Raw genomic sequence first — 17,012 nt, 5'->3', positions numbered from 1 at the left:
CCGTTTAGAATGCAAAAGCGGCATGTATGCCGGCCGACACATGGGAGTGATCCCGCGTCCATGCGTAACCTACGACCGGGCCGAAATGAAAGCCCCCCAGATGGATCGCTTCGTAAACGGCCTCGGTGTGCAGGGAAAACTTCGCTTTGTCGACGATCGATATGCCCGGCATCAGCGACAGTTGAAGATCGTTCAGTACCTGAAATCTCGCTCCTGCGCCGATCTCCCAATGACGCTCCTCGCCGGGAATGAATTCTATTCCGGCGCCCAGGGCCCAGCGACTGTGCGGGGCGAGCGTCCTGAAATAGTGCGCGTGGATCGCCGGAGCCCACTCTTTATGCTCGATGCCGTATGCCGCGCCGAGGCTCAGTCCTGCTTCGTTTCGCGGGTGGGCGTGCTCTCCGTGTCCCGCTCGCTCTTGCGCCCGGAGACCGAGGACGGAGGTTGCCGCCGCGAGAACGACTAAAATTCCTTTTTTCATAGCATATGTCGGTTTTAGACGAACAGGTTTACATTCGCTCCTTCGGCACGCTCCATGTAGGTCGCAACGCCGCCTACGGTCGCTTCGTCCAACAGCTCTTCGCGTTTGACACCCATGACGTCCATCGACATCTGGCAGGCGATAAATTCCACGCCGCTGTCTATGGCCTGTTGCCGTAACGATTCGAGCGAGTCGATACCCTTTCGTTTCATGATGTGGCGCATCATCCGGTCGCCGATTCCCAGCATACTCATTTTGGAAAGGTGTAATTTCAGTGAACTTGACGGTAGCATCATGCCGAACATGCGTCCGAAAATATCCTTTTTTACCTTCGGCTTGGCGACTTTCTTGATCACGTTCAATCCCCAGAACGTAAAGAATATCGACACCTTCTGTCCGGTAGCCGCCGCGCCGTTGGCCAGCACGAATGTGGCCAGGGCTTTGTCCAGGTCGTCGCTGAACATGATGAGCGTTTTGGCTTTGCCGTCGCACGAGGTGGCCGTCCTGCACGCTTGGGGCGAACCTTTTTCAATGACGACCGTATATTTGCCCTTTTCTTCCGAATTGGATATCAGGATGTTTCCGGTCGTGTTGCACCATGCCTGCGCGTCGCGCGAGAATCCGGCGTCGGTGGCGACCATTTCGATTCGTTCGCCTTCGCCGATCGAGTCGATCGCCTGTTTGATCTTCATGACCGGGCCGGGGCACTGCAATCCGCAGGCGTCGATTTTCAAGGTTTTTATCCGCTCCCCGGTATGCTGCGTATCCGTTTTGCCATTCGTTCTGATCGTCGCCGTTTTATTTTCGATCGGCGCGGTCGCCGTCGCATAGGTTTTGTATCCGCCCGACAAGTTTTTGACACGGGTAAACCCGTGTCCCGTCAGAATTTTCAAGGCCAGGTATCCCCGTAGACCAACGGCGCAATAGATGTAAATCTCTTTGTCGCGCGGCAGTTCGCCGATCCGGCCGCGAAGCTCGTCCAGCGGAATGTTCACCGAACCGGGGATCGCTCCGAAGGCGTGTTCCTCGCGGGTACGCACATCCAGAAACAGCGTGTCGCAGCGATCCGCTTCCGCCATTTGCCGCCAGGTCGCCACAGGCATCGCCCCGCTGATGATGTTGCCGGCCACATAGCCGGCTATGGCGATCGGGTCTTTTGCCGATGAAAAAGGAGGGGCGTAAGCGTGCTCGACTTTTATCAGATCGTAAACCGTGCCTCCCTGCTTGATCAGCAGGGCAATCTGGTCGATACGCTTGTCCGCTCCGTCGTAGCCCACGCACTGACCGCCGTAGAGTTTGCCGCTCGCGGGGTCGAAGGTCAGCTTGAGGGTCAGCGGCAACGCATCGGGATAGTACCCCGCATGCGAGGCCGAATGGGTGGTCGAACTGGCATACGGAATGCCGAACTGTTTGAGCCGCTTGGCCGCAAGTCCGGTCGAAGCCACCGTCATATCGAACACCTTGGCGATAGAAGTTCCTATCGCCCCTTCATATCGGGTCGTATTGCCGAAGACCATGTTGTCCGCCACGATGCGTCCCTGGCGGTTGGCGGGATTGGCCAGGTAATTTAGCCAGGGTTTGCCTGTCAGCGGATGCGGAAATTCGATGGCGTCTCCCACAGCATAAACATCCGCCGCCGAAGTCTGAAGATAGTCGTCCACCCAGATGCCTCCCGTCTCGCCGATCCTGAGTCCGGCTGCTTTGGCCAGTGCCGTTTCGGGACGGACGCCGATCGAAAGGATAACCAGGTCGGTCGCGATACTCTTCCCGCTTGTGAAAAAGACCTCGATTTTGTCGTCCCGTTTTTCGAAGCGTTCGACGCTCTGCTCCAAATAAAGGTGCACCCCTTTTTGTAACAAGTGTTGGTGCACATGCGAGGCGATGGAGAAATCGACCGGCGCCATCACCTGATTGCCCATCTCTACGATCGACACTCCCGCTCCCGCGCGATGCAAGTTCTCGGCCATTTCCAATCCGATAAATCCCGCGCCCACGACGACAGCGCTGGCGACCGTTCGTGTAGTTATATAGTTTTTGATACGGTCCGTATCGTCGACGTTTCTCAGGGTGAAAATTCCTTCGCTGTCGATGCCCTTCAGCGGCGGACGCACAGGCGAAGCGCCCGGCGACAGGAGCAGCTTGTCGTAGCTTTCCGTATAGGTCGATCCATCCGCACGGCGCACGTCGACGCTCTTTGCCGCGGTATCGATGCCTACCGCCTCGTTTTCGATCCGCACGTCGATATTGAATCGTCCGCCGAACGAAGCCGGGGTCTGTAAAAAGAGTTTTTCCCGTTCGGCGATCGCGCCGCCGATATAATACGGCAGACCGCAGTTGGCGTACGAGATGTATTTGCCTTTTTCGAGTAGGACGATCTCGGCCTCCTCGTCTGCCCGGCGAATCCTGGCCGCCGCGGTTGCACCTCCCGCGACGCCTCCGATAATGATATGTTTCATATAGCCTGTTTGAAAATTATTTACAATGCGATCTAATGGAAGATACTTCCGTAGGAAAGTAATGGCGCAAAGGTGCGAATTGTTTTCCGATAAAACAAGATTCCTGTGGAAAATAATTTCCGGATTTGTATCGTTGTTCTTTTAATGATTTTATAATTAGTATATTATGTCTTTTGTGGGGCGGGTATGCGTTTAAAAATAATGACGTGACAACCGATGAGGGGCGGGAAATAGGTCTTTTTGAAACGGTCAATAGGGCCGGAACGACTTAAAATATGCTATCTTTGCGGCTCAGCCGTAAATTGACATGAAGTGAAAACAAAAAGAATTACCGAACGCGATTACGTCAAAGCCAGTCGCAGAGGAAGCCGCGAGGCCGAGATCGAGAATCACAACCGTCCGATCTGTTTCAGTCGGATACACAAATCGAAAAAGGTCTACGACCGCAAACGTCGGAAGGCAGATGATAAAAGGCATCTGCCTTCGTCGTTTTACCGGGTCGGACGAATTTGGTAAGCGGACGGTGTCGATATTAAAGATATTTTCCGTCAAGGGAATATCCCTGATTCGTTGCGTTCCGCACTTTATTCGCACAAATCCGGCAGTATAGAATCCCAAAATATTACGGCGTTTCACCGAAAAAGATCTAGGCGCTTTGTCCGTTATTCTGAGCGATCAAAAAGTCAATCGGTTTCTACCGAATTATTTTTATTAAATTTACGGTTGTAGCCGTTCGTCGGCGAAAGCCGGAGAATCGTATCGTGCGGGGCCGGGTTCTGCGGTTGCGCGTGAAACGCGCCGGGCGTCGAAAGGGATCGGTTCTTCGATTCGGCAGGACGGCGCGTTTCGTGGCAAAGTATTTGATAAGCTTGTAGTTGGTATGAATTTAAATTGAATGTTATGTTATATCGTTTTTTATTTCCCGTTAGACCGGAAGGCGCGAAGACGTCGCTGTTATTGTTGGCGGCGAGGGTTATTTTCGGCGTATTGCTGATGTCGCACGGGTTGCAGAAGTGGGCCGGATTCGCGCAGATGGCCGATGTCTTTCCCGATCCGTTGGGCGTCGGCAGCCGTTTCTCGCTGATGCTGGCCATATTCGGCGAGCTGGTTTGTTCGTTCGGTTTTTTGATCGGCTTTTTGTACCGCCTCGCGATGATCCCGATGATTTTTACGATGGCGATGGCCTTTTTCGTGATTCATAGCCAGGATGCCTTTGCCGTTCGCGAGTTGGCGTTGGTGTACCTGGTCGTTTTCGTGCTGATGTACATCGCGGGGCCGGGCAAGTTCGCCGTCGATCGGTATTTTGCGGTGAAAGAGCGCGGCCGCTGAGCCGACGAACCGGCGGCAGGCGCGCGGGGAACGGGCTTCGCTCGCTGCGCGTGTCGCGTTTCAGATAGATAAAAGATGAACTGATGGAAGAATTCGGATCGATTTGCCGGGAGGTGCTTTTGTGGCCCGAAGGCGTGCCTTCGTCCAACGGCCTTTCTGGAGCGGAGCAGACGCTCGGGCCGGGACTGATCGGCAATGTTTCCGTCCCCGTGTTATACGTTTATCCGGCCTCGCAGCCGTGCGGGCAAGCCGTTATCCTGTGTCCGGGCGGAGGATTTCGGGGCGTGGCCGTGGAGCACGAGGGCCGCGCTTTCGCATCGTGGTTCAACGAGCGGGGCATTACGCTGGCCGTATTGAAATACAGGTTGCCGAACGGCCGCCGCGAGATTCCCGGCGAGGATATCCGCCGGGCGGTACGCCTGTTGGAAGAGCGCTCCGGAGAGTTGCGCATCCGGTCTCTGGGGGTGATGGGGGCCTCCATCGGAGGCTATGTCGCGGCGTCGGCGGCCCTGTTCCCGGAGACGGGAATGCGACCGGATTTTCAAATCTTGCTTTATCCGGTTATCAGTATGCGGGACGGGCTGACGCATCTTCCCTCGCGCGAGCGGTTGATGGGGCCGCACCCTTCCGGGGATGAGATCGCCGCATGTTCGCTCGACCGGTATGTTTCCCCGGAGACGCCGGCCGCCTTTATCGCGCTGGCCGGAGACGACCAGGCCGTTACGCCCGAAAACAGCCTGCTGTATTACCGGGCCCTGATGGATAACCGGGTTCCCGCTTCGCTGCATATCTATCCCGAGGGGGGACACGGTTTCGGGTTCAGCGATACGTTCCGCTATAAGCGGCAATGGCTCGCCGAACTGGAGAAATGGCTCGACGGGTTGAGGTAGCGCTATTTTGCGACGGGCGTCCGCCATAAGAAGACCGTTGCGCGGAATGCGGCCGGAAATGCGTCTTCGTATTTTGCCGGATTCTCCCGGGGCCCGTTTATTTGCGGGGCAGGGCGATTTCGGGCAGCGGGCCGGGGGCGACCGGTTCGACGTTGATCAGCCGCAGGTTGTCGAATACGGTCTGCTGCGCCACTTGTCGCAGGTATTCCGCCTGCTGCTGCGGAACGCCCGCCCGGATATCCGAAGTATACGGTTTGCCGTAGATAACGCTGAAAATTACGTTCGCCGCGAGCAGCGTGCCCGCTTCCGACGGATGGCTTCCGTCCGGCATATACAGTTCGTATTCGGGTTTCTCGCTCCGTACCCGCATCCAGGCCAGTCCTACCGGCGCGCACCAGCCGCCGCTGCGGTAAGCCATCTCCAGGTAACTGGTCGCCAACCGCTGCTGCATACCTTCGTAGGTCGCTACCGGCGGATAGTGGTTCCCGTAAGTCTTACTGCCTTCTTTGCGTCCCCAGGTCATGTAATAGATTACCCGCGCCTGCGGACTTCCGGCATGAACGAGGCTGTCCAGCGTCCGGGCGGGCCGGTACGTTCCCTCGGCGACCAGTTCGGTCGGCAGGGCCGGGGCTTCGCTCTGCTCCTGTAGGACGACGTAGTCCCATCCTCCGGCGGCGAGCATCCGAAGCAGTTTCCCGTTTTGCAGGTGGCCGGTAAAGCGTTGGCTGCCCTTGGTGCAGGCCGTCGCGTCGATCGGAAAGCCGACGCTTTCGCCGATTTGCGACACCAGATCGGGAAGGTTATGGTAAAAGGTATAACTGTTTCCGATGAAGAGCACTCGGATCGGTTGGGATTTCTGGGCCGCCAGGGCGGTTCCGGCAAGCAGGAAGACGAAAAGCAGAATTTTTTTCATGATAAAGGATTTTGGTGGTTACGGTAACGGTTCAAATCCCATGCCCGGCGGATCGTTCCGCCGGAGCCGCTCGTTCGCCGCATTACCGCAGGATCAGCCCCGCGGTTAGCAGTATTCCGAAAATCAAGATATTACGGGACGTTTTTCCCAGGATGAGATTCAGTTCCCGGCCTTCGCGGATTCGTACCATCCGTCGCCAGGCTGCCAGGTGAAACGGCAGGTAGGCCAGCGGGAGTAGCCCCGCCGCGAAATACCCGCCGGAGAGCAGCGTCAGACAGAGTCCTGAGGCGACTATTCCCAGCGTCAGGTACGCCAGGCTGCCCGCTTTCGGGCCGAAACGCACGACCAACGTCCGTTTGCCGCTCTGCGCATCCTGCTCGCGATCCCGGTAGTTGTTTACCATCAGCAGCGTATCGATCACCAGTCCGCAGGCCAGCGAGACGACCGTTACTTCGGTCGTCCATCCGTGACACAGCACATAGTAGGTGACTCCGACCGGAACGAAACCGAAAAAGACGATCACCAGCCCGTCGCCCCAGCCGTGGTAGGCCAGCGGGTACGGCCCGGCGGTGTACAGGAATGCGAATACGACGCAGACCGCTCCGACGACGATCAACTCGGTTCCTCCGTAAAAAAGTAGGCAAAGGCCCGTCGCGCAGGCGGTCGCGGTAATCAGGGCGATTCCCCGTTTCATGGCATGCGGCGAAATCCAGCCCTGCGCGCAGGCTCGTTCGGGCCCGAGGCGGTCTTTGCGGTCGCTTCCTTTGCGGTAGTCGAACAGGTCGTTGATCAGGTTTGCGTCAATCTGCATCAGCAGCGCGAACAGCAGGCAGAGCAGAGCGGGAATCCACCGGAATCCGCCTTCCGCCAGCGCCAGCGCGCATCCCAGCAGTACGGGAACGGCTGCCGCGGGGAGCGTTTTCGGGCGCGCCGCAAGTATCCAGGCGCGCATCGAGTGGGGGCGGACGGTTTGTTTCATAGGGTGTGGTATATTTATGCAAATGTAGGATTAATTTTGTGATAATTAACGTTATCTTTGCTATGAATGTCCGGGTTTTCCGGATATGGAATTCAATTTATAAGATATGCGGGAAAAATCGAGTGTGGAAGAGATTCGGGAACGCTTCGATCACGATGTCGAGCGTTTTTCGAATTTGCAGAGCGGACAGGTTTCGACTGTCGATGCGGCGTTGTCGCTGGAACTGATTACCGAAGCCGCGGCGCGTCTGACGCCTTTGGCGACGGATCTGCTGGACGTGGGCTGCGGGGCGGGAAACTATACGCTCAAAATGCTTTCGAAACGGCCGGGGCTTCATTGCACGCTGCTCGACCTGAGCCGCCCGATGCTCGACCGGGCCGTCGAACGCGTTTCGGCCTGTTCGGCCGGCCGGGTCACGGCGGTACAGCGGGACGTCCGCGAGGCCGATCTGGGCGAATGCCGGTACGATATCGTGCTGTCGGGAGCCGCGCTGCATCATTTGCGCGGGGACGAGGAGTGGCAGACCGTGTTCGCCCGGTTGTACCGGAGCCTGCGTCCGGGCGGCTGCCTGATGATTTCCGACCTGGTCGCGCAGCAAACGGAGGTACTTTCCGCCTATTTTCGGGAGCGTTACGGCGATTACCTGACCGCTCTGGGCGGAACGGAGTACCGCGACAGGGTGCTGGCTTACGTGGAGCTGGAGGATTCTCCCCGGCCGTTGAACTACCAACTCGACCTGATGCGCGAAGTCGGTTTCCGCGAGGTGGAGATCCTGCATAAGAACGTATGTTTTGCGGCTTACGGCGGGGTGCGGTAACCGACGATTGCTCCTGTCCGTTTTTTCGTCCGGGAGATTTCGAAGAACTCCGGAGGAAAAGAGGATGCCGATTCTCTCGTTTTAATCCCGTTTTTGTCTTTTTGCGGAAAACGAAAAAAGGCGGGTCGTGTATTCCAGGCGGTGAAAAACGGGCTGTAAATCCCGTTTCGGTTTTGTTTTTTACGGAAAATGCGAAAAAAGTAATGAAAATGTAACGGGAATTTGTTGTTTATTTAGAAAATTAAATCTAATTTTGAAAACAGAAGTTCGTAAAAGAGGATAGAGCGAACGAAAAAGCGTCGTAACGGCGGCGATTTGTTCCGGTTTGCGAAAGTAATGAACCGAGTAAAAGTAAGAGGCGCTCTCTGTAACGGTAAAGTGCGGTTTTTGTATATTTTTAATAAATTATGAAAAACGTGGATGGCATTTGTTTTTTAACGGTTGTTTTTTTTGAAATTCGAACGGGAGAAAAATCTTTTTTAGGTAGCGCAGCTTAACCGTTTAAGTAGCAGTAATGGCGGACCGGGCCGCGAAAAAAGCAACGGATTGAATACGAGACGATACCGAATGGAGTAACAAACATAATCTATTAACCATTAATTACTTTTGGCAGAAATGCCGCTTTAAAACTTTATGCGTATGAAAAAGTATTTATTGTTGTTGGCGTCAATCGCCACGATGGGGTTCGCCGCTACTTCGTGTAGCGACGAGAAGAACGACGGCGGGGAGGACCCTGATCTGACGACTCCGATCGAGTTGTCCGGCGTCGTGATCCCGACTTTCCAGGAATCGATGAAGGGAGCCAATGTCACGATCCAGGGCAAAGGTTTTCTCGGTAAGGACAAAATCGCCCTTACGCCCCGTCCCAGCGGTACGGCCGTCGAGATCGCTCCGGCGGAAATTACGGCTTCCAAGCTGGTGTTCAAGTTCCCGAGCGATCTGGCCACCAGCGAAGAAGGTTGGACGCTGACGCTCAAGCGCGGTACGCAGAGCAAGGAAATCGGCACGATGATGCCCGAAGATCCGGAAGACCCCGAACTGACGACGCCGATCGAACTGTCGGACGTGGTGATTCCCGATTTTACCGAATCGATGAAAGGCGCCAGCGTTACGATCGACGGCAAAGGTTTCCTCGGTAAAGACAGGGTGGAACTTAAACCCGTTTCGGGCGGCGATGCCGTGGAGGTTACCAATTCCGAAGTTACCGACGCCAAACTGGTGTTCACGTTCCCCGACGACTTGGCCATCGACGAACAAGGCTGGACGCTGACGCTCAAACGCGGTACGCAGAGCAAAGAGTTCGGTACGCTCAAACCGGTCGATCCGGCGGACGATCCCGATCTGAACACCCCGATCGAACTCGCTTCCCTGTCGATTCCTTCTTTCGTGGAATCGATGGTAGGAGGGAACGTGACGGTTACCGGCCGCGGTTTCCTGGGCAAAGATAAAATCGTTCTCCAGCCCCGGTCCGGCGGCGACGCCGTAGAGACCGTATCCGGCGAGATTACCGACGCCAAACTGGTGTTCGCGTTCCCCGCCGACTTGGCTGTCGATGCCAAAGGCTGGGTGATGACGCTCAAGCGCGGTACGCAGACGCAGGAACTGGGATGTTTCCGTTCCGCGGTAGGACGCTTTATGGTTCCCGATGCCGCATTCCGCGAATATTTGCAGAGTCTCGTTCCGGACAATAAGTACCTGTTCGACGAAAAGGGCAACGCTTACAAACCCGATGCGGCCGAAGTCGTATTCCCGGACGAAGTGAAATACGAATCTACTTATAAGACGCTGAACCTTATCGATAAAGCGGTGACTTCGGTGGAAGGTTTGGAAGGATTCCCGGATGCTGCGAACATCAAATTCTTCTCGCTGGACAATTCCAAGTTGCAGTCGCTCGACATGACGTTGTTCCCCAACTGCGAAAGACTGGAAGCCCGGAATACGGGAACGCTCGAAACCGTGAATTTCGGCGCCGTGGGAGTCGCTCCAGCCAACGAATTGCGGTATCTGCATCTGAACGGAAACAAAATCAAGAGGCTCGACGTCAGCAACGTTGTGAAGCTTTGCGAACTGACGATCATGGACAACCCGCTCGAATACCTCGATATCCGCAACATGATGGCTAATGCCGACGGATACATGTATTTGTGGAAAAAACCGGGTCGCGCGGCGGTTAATTTCGAATTTACCGAAGATACTTCCGTGGAACGTACGCTGAAAGTGGAATATTATTGGTGGAGATGCGTTTCGCAGGCCAATGTCGATACGGTGGGCGCCGAACTTACCTGGGTAACGGATAACCCGGCCATCGATGCGTTGAACGCCGGCGTAATCGTTGAATGTTGGACCTATTGGGGCGAAAACGGGCAACCGCAGACCCTGATGCACACGCACAACAAGAACGGCGAGAACCACGAGATATGCGATTTGTATCCGGGTTCGCTCCATCCTTAACCGCGGAGATCGAAACGCTTTAAAACTGAAAAGAATGTCCGTGAGAACGGACATTCTTTTTTCCGATTTTTTTTGAAATATCCGTTGCGGATTCCTGAAGCCGGCCGAAGGCCGGAATGCACGGGGAACGGACGGAAAAAATTCGTTACACGATTTCGATATGAAGAACAAATTGATCGTATGCCTGCTGTGCGGCCTGATGTCCGTCTCTTTCACAGCGGCTAAAAAGCCCGGTTTCGCCGTATGGCAGCTTTGCGCCCAGGGGCCTTCCCAGATGAATTCCTACGTGTTCGTGACCGACCGGGGACGGGTGGTCGTGCTGGACGGGGGAACCGCTGCGGACGCGCCTTTTTTGCGGGGATTCGTGGCCGCCCTGGGCAACCGCGTCGACAAATGGATCGTCACCCATCCGCATGTGGATCACATGGGGGCGCTGACCGAAATCCTGAAAGATCCTCGACAAATGATTATCGACACGGTTTATCAGTCGCCGATGACCGACGAGCAGCTCCGCACGGACATGAACCGCAAAAAGCTTGCGGACGCTTACTACGAAGCGCTCCGGGATTCCGGCCTTCCGGTCGTAAACCTGACCGAGCCGGGACTCGAGATGAAGATCGACGGCATGAACCTGAAAGTGCTCGGCGTCGCCCATCCGTCCATCCTGACGAATGCCTACAACAATGCGAGTATCGTGCTGAGGGTGTGGGACCGGAAAAAGTCGATGGTCTTTCTGGGCGATACCGGCGTCGAGAGCGGCAAAATGCTGCTCGAAGGTACTTATAAACCCCTGTTGGATTGCGATTACCTGCAAATGGCGCATCACGGCCAGCAGGGATGCGACGAGCATTTCTACAAATCGATCCGGTTCCGCGCCTGCCTGTGGCCTACGCCGCTGTGGGTATGGAACAACGATGTGGGCGAAGGTTTCGATACGGCCTACATGAAAACGATCGAGACCCGCCGCTGGATGGACGAGATCGGCATTACGGAACATTATATCAGTTGGCAGGGGATCGTGAAGATCGAGTAGGGGAATCTGCGGCGCGCGCGCCGTTTGGCCGCTTTGCCCGGCGGATAGCCCCGTTTTAACCGAATAAACTACTGATTGGCATGAAAAAATTGTTTTACTTGTGCGCGGCTGCGGCCGTCCTCGTTTTCTCGTGCGGCAAGGACGAAACGTCTTCGAAGGGCGGCGGCGGGCAGCGGCCCGCTCCTCCGGATACCACCGCCGTAACGCCTCCGGATACGACCGGCCGGCCCGATCCGGATCCTTTTCCCGAAAAGCTGCCTTCGCCGGGCCGGATTCCGATCGTCGCCTGGCACGGAGTGCGGGCGAGCCAGGTTAGCGTAGCCCGTTTCCGGGAAGCCGCCGAACTGGGCATCACCGTGAATTACACCCGTTTTTCGGATACCGAGACGGCTTGCAAGGCGCTCGAATACGCCGGGCAGGCCGGCGTGAAGCTGATCGTCGAGTGCGATGCGCTGTATTCGGATACCCGGCGCGAAGCGGCCGTGAAAAAACTGATGAGGTATCCGGCCCTCGAAGCCTATTTCTGCAAGGACGAGCCGCTGTGCAGCGAGTTTCCGACCATTGCCCGGATGATGAACGCGATCCAGGCCGTCGACCCGGATCACTACTGCTATGCGAACCTGTTCCCGGCCGGGCCTGCGGAGCATTTGCAGGCCTTGGGCGTCGCTACCTACCGGGAGTACGTGCAGCGCTACTTGAACGAGGTGCCCGCCGCTTTTCTGTCGTTCGACGAATATCCGTTGGTGACTAATCCGGGTTCTTCGGTGCGTCTGATCAAAGACACCTGGTACGAGGATCTCGAAATCGTTGCCGACGAGGCCCGGAAGGCGAATAAGAAGTTTTGGGCTTTCGCGCTGACATGCCCTCACGTGGTGTATCCCGTTCCGACTTTGTCCGATCTGCGGTTGCAGTTGTACAGCGATCTGGCTTACGGGGCGCAGGTGCTGCAATACTTTACTTATTGGACGCCGACGGTGTCGGGCGACTGGAATTATCGGATGGCGCCGATCGCCGAAGACGGAGCCCGTACGGCGACGTACGATCTGGTGAAAACCGTGACGAGTGAAATTCAGCGATTGAGCGGCGTTTTCCTCGGAGCCAGGGTTGTTTCCGTACGCCATACGGGGACGTCCGTTCCGAAAGGAACCGTTCGGCTGACCGACCTGCCCGAACCGGTCAGGCGACTGGAAACCGAGGGAAGCGGAGCGGTCGTTTCACAGTTGGAAAATCAGGGGTATACGTTCCTGGTGATCGTTAACCGCGATCCGAATACTGCCATGGGGCTTCGTTTCGAAGCGGAGAGCCGGGTACGGCAGGTACTGAAGAACGGTTCGATCGTGCCGGCGGACGACATTACCGAGATGACGGTCGATCCGGGCGACGCCGTGATCTACATGTGGTAGCGGGTTCCTTGTCCGCATATACGGCAGAAGCCGTATTCTTCGACAGAATACGGCTTCTTTTTTCGAGTGACGGCTCCATGTCTTTTCGGCTGGCCGGCTATTGTTTGGCTTTCAGCGTCAGTTCCTGAACAACCTGTTTTTTAGTATCTTTGACCTTCAGGTTCAGTGCGTCGGCCGTCGCTTCGACTTCGACCGCCCGGTCGTTCGAGTTGATCAGCACCGGGAAATCGCATTCGGTTTGGCCGGCCGGCAGGTAGTGGTACGAATGCAGGTGGCCGCACAGCATCAGGTCGATCCCGGCGTCGTTGAGCACCGGCAGGAAATGCTTCTTGACGTCGAGCGGCCCGTGCCACGTGCTGTTGACCGGCGGAACGTGTATGATCGCCACCTTGAACGGGGCCGTGCGGAACGCTTCGCTCGCGACGGTTTCCTTCAGCCAGGCCACCTGATCGGCGCGGTAGCGGTCGAAGTCGGACAGCCCGTAATATTCGATGTCGCTGTCGGGCTTGTCTTCTCCGCCGTCCATCACGACGAAAAATACGGGCCCCTGGCGGAATGCGTAATACGGTTCGCCGGTCGGGGTGGGGAAGTAGTCGAGGTAATGATCCGAGAACAGGCCGCGCGTTTCGTGGTTGCCGCGTGCGAACAGGAACGGGATTTCGGCGGCGAACAGTTCGGTCGAACGGCGCAGAAAGCCGTCGATCAGTTGTTGTTCGCTGCTCATGTTGTTGACCATGTCGCCGTTGAAAAAGACGAAGTCGCGCTGCTCTTTTTTGACGTCCGACAGCAGCGTCGCCAGCATGTCGCTGTTTTCATGGATGTCGTTGACCACGGTGAACGATACGCTCTGCTGCGCGGCGTCCCGCGTTTTGAAGCGGTACGGTTTTTTGCGGTAGACGTCCGAGCAGATCGTCTGTCCGTAGCTGACTTTGTACGGTTGCAGTTCGGTCACTTCGCGCGAGCATACTCGGTAGCGGTAAAACGAGGCGGGCTTCAGTCCGGTGATCCGCACCGTATGCAGTCGTCCCACCGTCCGTTTGCCGAGCTTGGTCTGGTAATACTGCGGGCGTTCTTCGGCGTAGAAGTGGTCTTCGCCGTCGGGTGCGGCTTCGACCCACGACAGCGCGTCGGCGGAGGTTCCCCAGATTACGGTGGCTCCGTCGGCCGTCACGTTCTGTAGATAGGGGCCGAAGGTGATCTGAAACGGAGTTTGCGCTCCGGCCGACAGGCCGAGGAAAAGCGCGGTAAGTAAAATGCAAAATTTTTTCATGACGGGTTGTTGTTCAGGTTGGATTTGTCCGGGCAAAGGCGGCAGGCCTTTTGCACGGATCGGTAAAATTAGCAAAAATGGCCGGAAAAATCCAATTCCCGCGGCAAAATTCCGGAATTCCGCTCTCGGCGGCGTCCGGAAGCGGATGCTACGGACGGTGCGGAAAAGCTGTCCCGGCGGTCGCTTTTTGCAATCGGTCCGTTTTTTGGGAGTTTAAATATTCGGCGTCCGGGTTGCTTTTTCGGAAAATAGAGTTTAACTTTATCAAATCAATCTAAAATAGTGTCGCGATGAATGGGTTAAGAAAAGGAAAAATTCTGGTGGTCGGCAGTACCAATACCGATATGGTGGTCAGAACCGAACGCCTGCCGCGGCCGGGGGAAACCGTACTCGGCGGAACTTTTTTGATGAATCCCGGCGGCAAAGGGGCCAACCAGGCCGTTGCGGCGGCTCGGCTCGGGGCCGACGTGATTTTCGTTTGCAAGACCGGCAACGACATGTTCGGCATCACCACCCGCCAGCAGTTGGCTCAGGAGGGCATCGATACCCGTTTCGTGTTCATCGACGATCATAATCCGTCGGGGGTGGCGTTGATTTCTGTCGACAGCCGCGCCGAAAATACGATCGTCGTGGCTTCCGGGGCCAATGCGAATTTGCTGCCGCTGGACGTGGCCAAGGCCGAAACGGCGTTGGATGATTGCGATATCGTGCTGATGCAGCTCGAAACGCCGATGACGACGATCGAATACGTAGCCGCCGAAGCCGCCAAGCGCGGCAAGCGGACGGTGCTCAATCCGGCTCCCGGCGCCGCGCTGTCGCCGCAATTGCTCAAAAGTCTTTACCTGATTACGCCGAATGAAACCGAGGCCGAGATCATTACGGGTATCCGGATCCACAATGCCGAGACCGAAGCCGAAGCGGCCCGCAGTATCCGGGCGATGGGCGTGCAGAACGTGATTATCACGCTCGGTTCGCGCGGAGCGTATATCTGCAACGACCGGTTCGACGAAGCGGTTCCGGCGCAGAAAGTGCGGGCGGTCGATACGACGGCAGCCGGGGACGTATTCAACGGGGCGCTGGTCGTCGCGCTGTCCGAAGGCAAAAGCCTTGAGGAAGCCGTGCGTTTCGCAAGCCGCGCATCGGCGATTTCGGTGACTCGCATGGGGGCGCAGTCGTCGATTCCGTATCGCAGCGAAGTCGATCGTTTCGTTCCGTAGGATGTCGAACTTTTAAAAACGAAATTATGTATATCGTAAACAATTACACGTTGGCCGTGATTTTCTGCGTCGTCACGATGATCTGCTGGGGATCGTGGGGAAATACGCAGAAACTGGCCGCCAAAGCCTGGCGTTACGAATATTTTTACTGGGACTATGTGATCGGGTTGCTGCTGTTTTCGATCCTGTCGGCTTTTACGCTCGGTAGCGTCGGCTCCGAAGGGCGCAGTTTCCTGCCCGATCTGGCGCAGGCCGACTGGAGCAATATCGGCAGCGCGCTGCTCGGCGGCGTGGTGTTCAATGCGGCGAATATTCTGCTGGCGGCGGCTATCGCGATCTGCGGACTGTCGGTGGCGTTCCCGGTCGGGATCGGGCTGGCTTTGGTGCTCGGCGTGCTGGTCAACTATTTCGGGGCCGCGAAGGGCGCGCCGTTGTTCATTTTCATCGGGGTGGCGCTGATCGTCGTAGCCATCGTACTGAACGGACTGGCCTACCGGAAAATGCTGACCGGCTCGAAGAAGGTTCCCGCCAAGGGGATCGGGATTTCGATTGCAGCGGGCGTAATCATGGCTTTCTTTTACCGTTTCGTCGCGGCGTCGATGGATCTTACGAATTTTGCCGATCCGGCTCCCGGGAAGCTGACGCCTTATACGGCCGTATTCGTCTTTGCCGTGGGAGTGTTCGCCAGCAACTTTATCTTCAATACGATTGCGATGAAACGTCCGGTTGAGGGCGAGCCGATCTCGATCGGCGGCTATTTCCGGGGCAGTGCGAAGACGCACCTGGTCGGTATCTTGGGCGGTGTGATCTGGTGCGTCGGTCAGTCGTTCAGCATGATCGCTTCGGAACAGGCCGGGGCTGCGATTTCCTACGGACTGGGGCAGGGAGCCACGCTGGTCTCCGCCATGTGGGGTATCCTGGTCTGGAAAGAGTTCAAAGGCGCTCCGAAAGCGTCCGACCGACTGAATGCCTGGATGTTCGTTCTGTTTATCGTCGGACTCGGGTTCCTGATCTACGCGGGGGCTTGAGCGGAAAGCTGGCATCGAAACACTAGCCTAAGAATAGATTCCGATGAGAACGATTGCGAAAAAGTTATTTTGCCTGGGATTTATCGAGTTGCTTTTGTCGTTGATGGTGTGTAGCGACGCGTATGCTACCATTTACGACGCCGATAGATTCGTCAAATGTCCGAAGTGCGGTCGTATTTGGTGCGAAATTAGTTGGAGTTCGGGCAATACGTTTAATTCGACGCTATGGTCGGATGGGAAGCTCGATGCGCCGATGCTGCCGTCGGTGCCGTCGTTTGTGCAGTGTCCGGCGTGCGGAGAATTTTTCTATCCGAAAGACAATCATTGCGAGCTTTCACGGCAGCAGGCCGACAAGGTCGAAAAAGAGTATACGAAAGCGCTTAATTTTAGTCAGTGGGTAAGAGCGTTTCCGTTGATCGGGGACAAAAAAATAGCTTACTGGGGTATCTGGCATACTTATAACGATTTTCTCCGCAGCGGAGATAAGGCTTCGTACGATCGGTTACGCAATGTATTTGTTCTTTATGCGTCGAAATTTATCGACGAACTTGATTCGACGCGGGACAAAGACCGTCTTTTCAAAGCCGAATTGTGCCGCGAAATCGGCAGGTTCGACCGGTGTGTCGAATTGCTCGACTGTAAGCAGTTTCCCGATAATATGAAATCTTTTGCTGATAAAGTAAAACAGGCGGCCCTGCGCAAGGACCGCGCTTTGTTCAAAGTCTTCGAGCCGCAAAAAAAGTAA

Annotated in this window: 15 protein-coding genes; 10 read left to right on the top strand and 5 right to left on the bottom strand. The window is 56.1% G+C overall.

Going from position 1 to position 17,012, the window contains the following annotated elements; all coding sequences use genetic code 11:
* Window positions 1–4 precede the first annotated feature (4 nt).
* Together GFH31_RS02540 and GFH31_RS02535 are read right to left on the bottom strand one after the other, a co-directional pair.
* Window positions 5–481, bottom strand: a complete 477-nt coding sequence (locus GFH31_RS02540) for a hypothetical protein (protein WP_101573935.1) — start codon at window positions 479–481, stop codon at window positions 5–7.
* 14 nt (window positions 482–495) lie between these two features.
* A complete protein-coding gene (locus GFH31_RS02535; RefSeq protein WP_153498276.1) occupies window positions 496–2,937 on the bottom strand; it encodes an FAD-dependent oxidoreductase in 2,442 nt (813 codons plus the stop codon).
* A 312-nt stretch (window positions 2,938–3,249) separates the two neighbouring features.
* On the opposite strand from GFH31_RS02535, the gene GFH31_RS02530 reads away from it, so the two are divergent.
* From GFH31_RS02530 to GFH31_RS02520, 3 genes are all read left to right on the top strand, one after another.
* Window positions 3,250–3,453 carry a hypothetical protein gene (locus GFH31_RS02530; RefSeq protein WP_118657251.1) on the top strand — a complete coding sequence of 68 codons (204 nt, stop codon included), beginning with the start codon at window positions 3,250–3,252 and terminating at the stop codon, window positions 3,451–3,453.
* A 384-nt stretch (window positions 3,454–3,837) separates the two neighbouring features.
* Window positions 3,838–4,266, top strand: a complete 429-nt coding sequence (locus tag GFH31_RS02525) for a DoxX family protein (protein ID WP_101573941.1) — start codon at window positions 3,838–3,840, stop codon at window positions 4,264–4,266.
* A gap of 83 nt (window positions 4,267–4,349) precedes the next feature.
* Entirely contained in the window at window positions 4,350–5,156 is an 807-nt protein-coding gene (locus GFH31_RS02520) for an alpha/beta hydrolase (protein WP_101573943.1), read from the top strand.
* A 97-nt stretch (window positions 5,157–5,253) separates the two neighbouring features.
* Here the strand turns inward: GFH31_RS02520 and GFH31_RS02515 are convergent, their stop codons facing one another.
* Both GFH31_RS02515 and GFH31_RS02510 read right to left on the bottom strand, forming a co-directional pair.
* Window positions 5,254–6,069, bottom strand: a complete 816-nt coding sequence (locus GFH31_RS02515; RefSeq protein WP_101573945.1) for a hypothetical protein — start codon at window positions 6,067–6,069, stop codon at window positions 5,254–5,256.
* An 82-nt stretch (window positions 6,070–6,151) separates the two neighbouring features.
* Window positions 6,152–7,048 carry a 1,4-dihydroxy-2-naphthoate polyprenyltransferase gene (locus tag GFH31_RS02510; RefSeq protein WP_118458284.1) on the bottom strand — a complete coding sequence of 299 codons (897 nt, stop codon included), beginning with the start codon at window positions 7,046–7,048 and terminating at the stop codon, window positions 6,152–6,154.
* A 106-nt stretch (window positions 7,049–7,154) separates the two neighbouring features.
* Between GFH31_RS02510 and GFH31_RS02505 the strand changes: the two genes are divergently transcribed.
* The 4 genes from GFH31_RS02505 (at window position 7,155) to GFH31_RS02490 (ending at window position 12,752) form a co-directional block, all read left to right on the top strand.
* Complete coding sequence (locus tag GFH31_RS02505) at window positions 7,155–7,865, top strand: class I SAM-dependent methyltransferase (protein ID WP_118458282.1); 711 nt, start codon at window positions 7,155–7,157, stop codon at window positions 7,863–7,865.
* Window positions 7,866–8,504: 639 nt separating this feature from the next.
* The gene (locus GFH31_RS02500; protein WP_147386996.1) at window positions 8,505–10,316 is read left to right on the top strand and encodes a hypothetical protein; all 1,812 of its coding nucleotides are present in this window, start codon (window positions 8,505–8,507) and stop codon (window positions 10,314–10,316) included.
* A gap of 160 nt (window positions 10,317–10,476) precedes the next feature.
* Window positions 10,477–11,349, top strand: coding sequence for a ComEC/Rec2 family competence protein (locus GFH31_RS02495; protein ID WP_118458278.1), 873 nt, complete (start codon window positions 10,477–10,479; stop codon window positions 11,347–11,349).
* Window positions 11,350–11,429: 80 nt separating this feature from the next.
* Window positions 11,430–12,752 (top strand): hypothetical protein, encoded by a 1,323-nt coding sequence (locus GFH31_RS02490; RefSeq protein WP_228385782.1) that lies wholly within the window; start codon window positions 11,430–11,432, stop codon window positions 12,750–12,752.
* Between the two features lie 97 nt (window positions 12,753–12,849).
* Here GFH31_RS02490 and GFH31_RS02485 read toward each other — a convergent pair whose 3' ends face one another.
* Entirely contained in the window at window positions 12,850–14,022 is a 1,173-nt protein-coding gene (locus GFH31_RS02485) for an FN3 domain-containing metallophosphoesterase family protein (RefSeq protein WP_055205095.1), read from the bottom strand.
* A 290-nt stretch (window positions 14,023–14,312) separates the two neighbouring features.
* Between GFH31_RS02485 and rbsK the strand changes: the two genes are divergently transcribed.
* Genes rbsK through GFH31_RS02470 form a run of 3 tightly spaced genes read left to right on the top strand, consistent with a single transcriptional unit; the run spans window position 14,313 to window position 17,012 of the window.
* Window positions 14,313–15,239: a ribokinase gene (rbsK, locus tag GFH31_RS02480; protein ID WP_153498277.1), complete on the top strand. Its 927-nt coding sequence runs from the start codon at window positions 14,313–14,315 to the stop codon at window positions 15,237–15,239.
* Between the two features lie 26 nt (window positions 15,240–15,265).
* Window positions 15,266–16,267, top strand: coding sequence for a GRP family sugar transporter (locus tag GFH31_RS02475; RefSeq protein WP_118657246.1), 1,002 nt, complete (start codon window positions 15,266–15,268; stop codon window positions 16,265–16,267).
* A gap of 43 nt (window positions 16,268–16,310) precedes the next feature.
* Complete coding sequence (locus GFH31_RS02470; protein ID WP_153498278.1) at window positions 16,311–17,012, top strand: hypothetical protein; 702 nt, start codon at window positions 16,311–16,313, stop codon at window positions 17,010–17,012.

The sequence above is a fragment of the Alistipes sp. dk3624 genome, assembly GCF_009557455.1.
GTDB lineage: Bacteria > Bacteroidota > Bacteroidia > Bacteroidales > Rikenellaceae > Alistipes_A > Alistipes_A hominis.
Note: the sequence above shows the minus strand (reverse complement) of the source record. Positions and strands in the feature narration are given on the sequence as shown.

Bases quoted from the DNA above. Each gene is read 5' to 3' on its own strand.
- GFH31_RS02540 (WP_101573935.1), bottom strand. From the start codon at position 481: ATGAAAAAAGGAATTTTAGTCGTTCTCGCGGCGGCAACCTCCGTCCTC.
- GFH31_RS02535 (WP_153498276.1), bottom strand. From the start codon at position 2,937: ATGAAACATATCATTATCGGAGGCGTCGCGGGAGGTGCAACCGCGGCG.
- GFH31_RS02525 (WP_101573941.1), top strand. From the start codon at position 3,838: ATGTTATATCGTTTTTTATTTCCCGTTAGACCGGAAGGCGCGAAGACG.
- GFH31_RS02520 (WP_101573943.1), top strand. From the start codon at position 4,350: ATGGAAGAATTCGGATCGATTTGCCGGGAGGTGCTTTTGTGGCCCGAA.
- GFH31_RS02515 (WP_101573945.1), bottom strand. From the start codon at position 6,069: ATGAAAAAAATTCTGCTTTTCGTCTTCCTGCTTGCCGGAACCGCCCTG.
- GFH31_RS02510 (WP_118458284.1), bottom strand. From the start codon at position 7,048: ATGAAACAAACCGTCCGCCCCCACTCGATGCGCGCCTGGATACTTGCG.
- GFH31_RS02505 (WP_118458282.1), top strand. From the start codon at position 7,155: ATGCGGGAAAAATCGAGTGTGGAAGAGATTCGGGAACGCTTCGATCAC.
- GFH31_RS02500 (WP_147386996.1), top strand. From the start codon at position 8,505: ATGAAAAAGTATTTATTGTTGTTGGCGTCAATCGCCACGATGGGGTTC.
- GFH31_RS02495 (WP_118458278.1), top strand. From the start codon at position 10,477: ATGAAGAACAAATTGATCGTATGCCTGCTGTGCGGCCTGATGTCCGTC.
- GFH31_RS02490 (WP_228385782.1), top strand. From the start codon at position 11,430: ATGAAAAAATTGTTTTACTTGTGCGCGGCTGCGGCCGTCCTCGTTTTC.
- GFH31_RS02485 (WP_055205095.1), bottom strand. From the start codon at position 14,022: ATGAAAAAATTTTGCATTTTACTTACCGCGCTTTTCCTCGGCCTGTCG.
- rbsK (WP_153498277.1), top strand. From the start codon at position 14,313: ATGAATGGGTTAAGAAAAGGAAAAATTCTGGTGGTCGGCAGTACCAAT.
- GFH31_RS02475 (WP_118657246.1), top strand. From the start codon at position 15,266: ATGTATATCGTAAACAATTACACGTTGGCCGTGATTTTCTGCGTCGTC.
- GFH31_RS02470 (WP_153498278.1), top strand. From the start codon at position 16,311: ATGAGAACGATTGCGAAAAAGTTATTTTGCCTGGGATTTATCGAGTTG.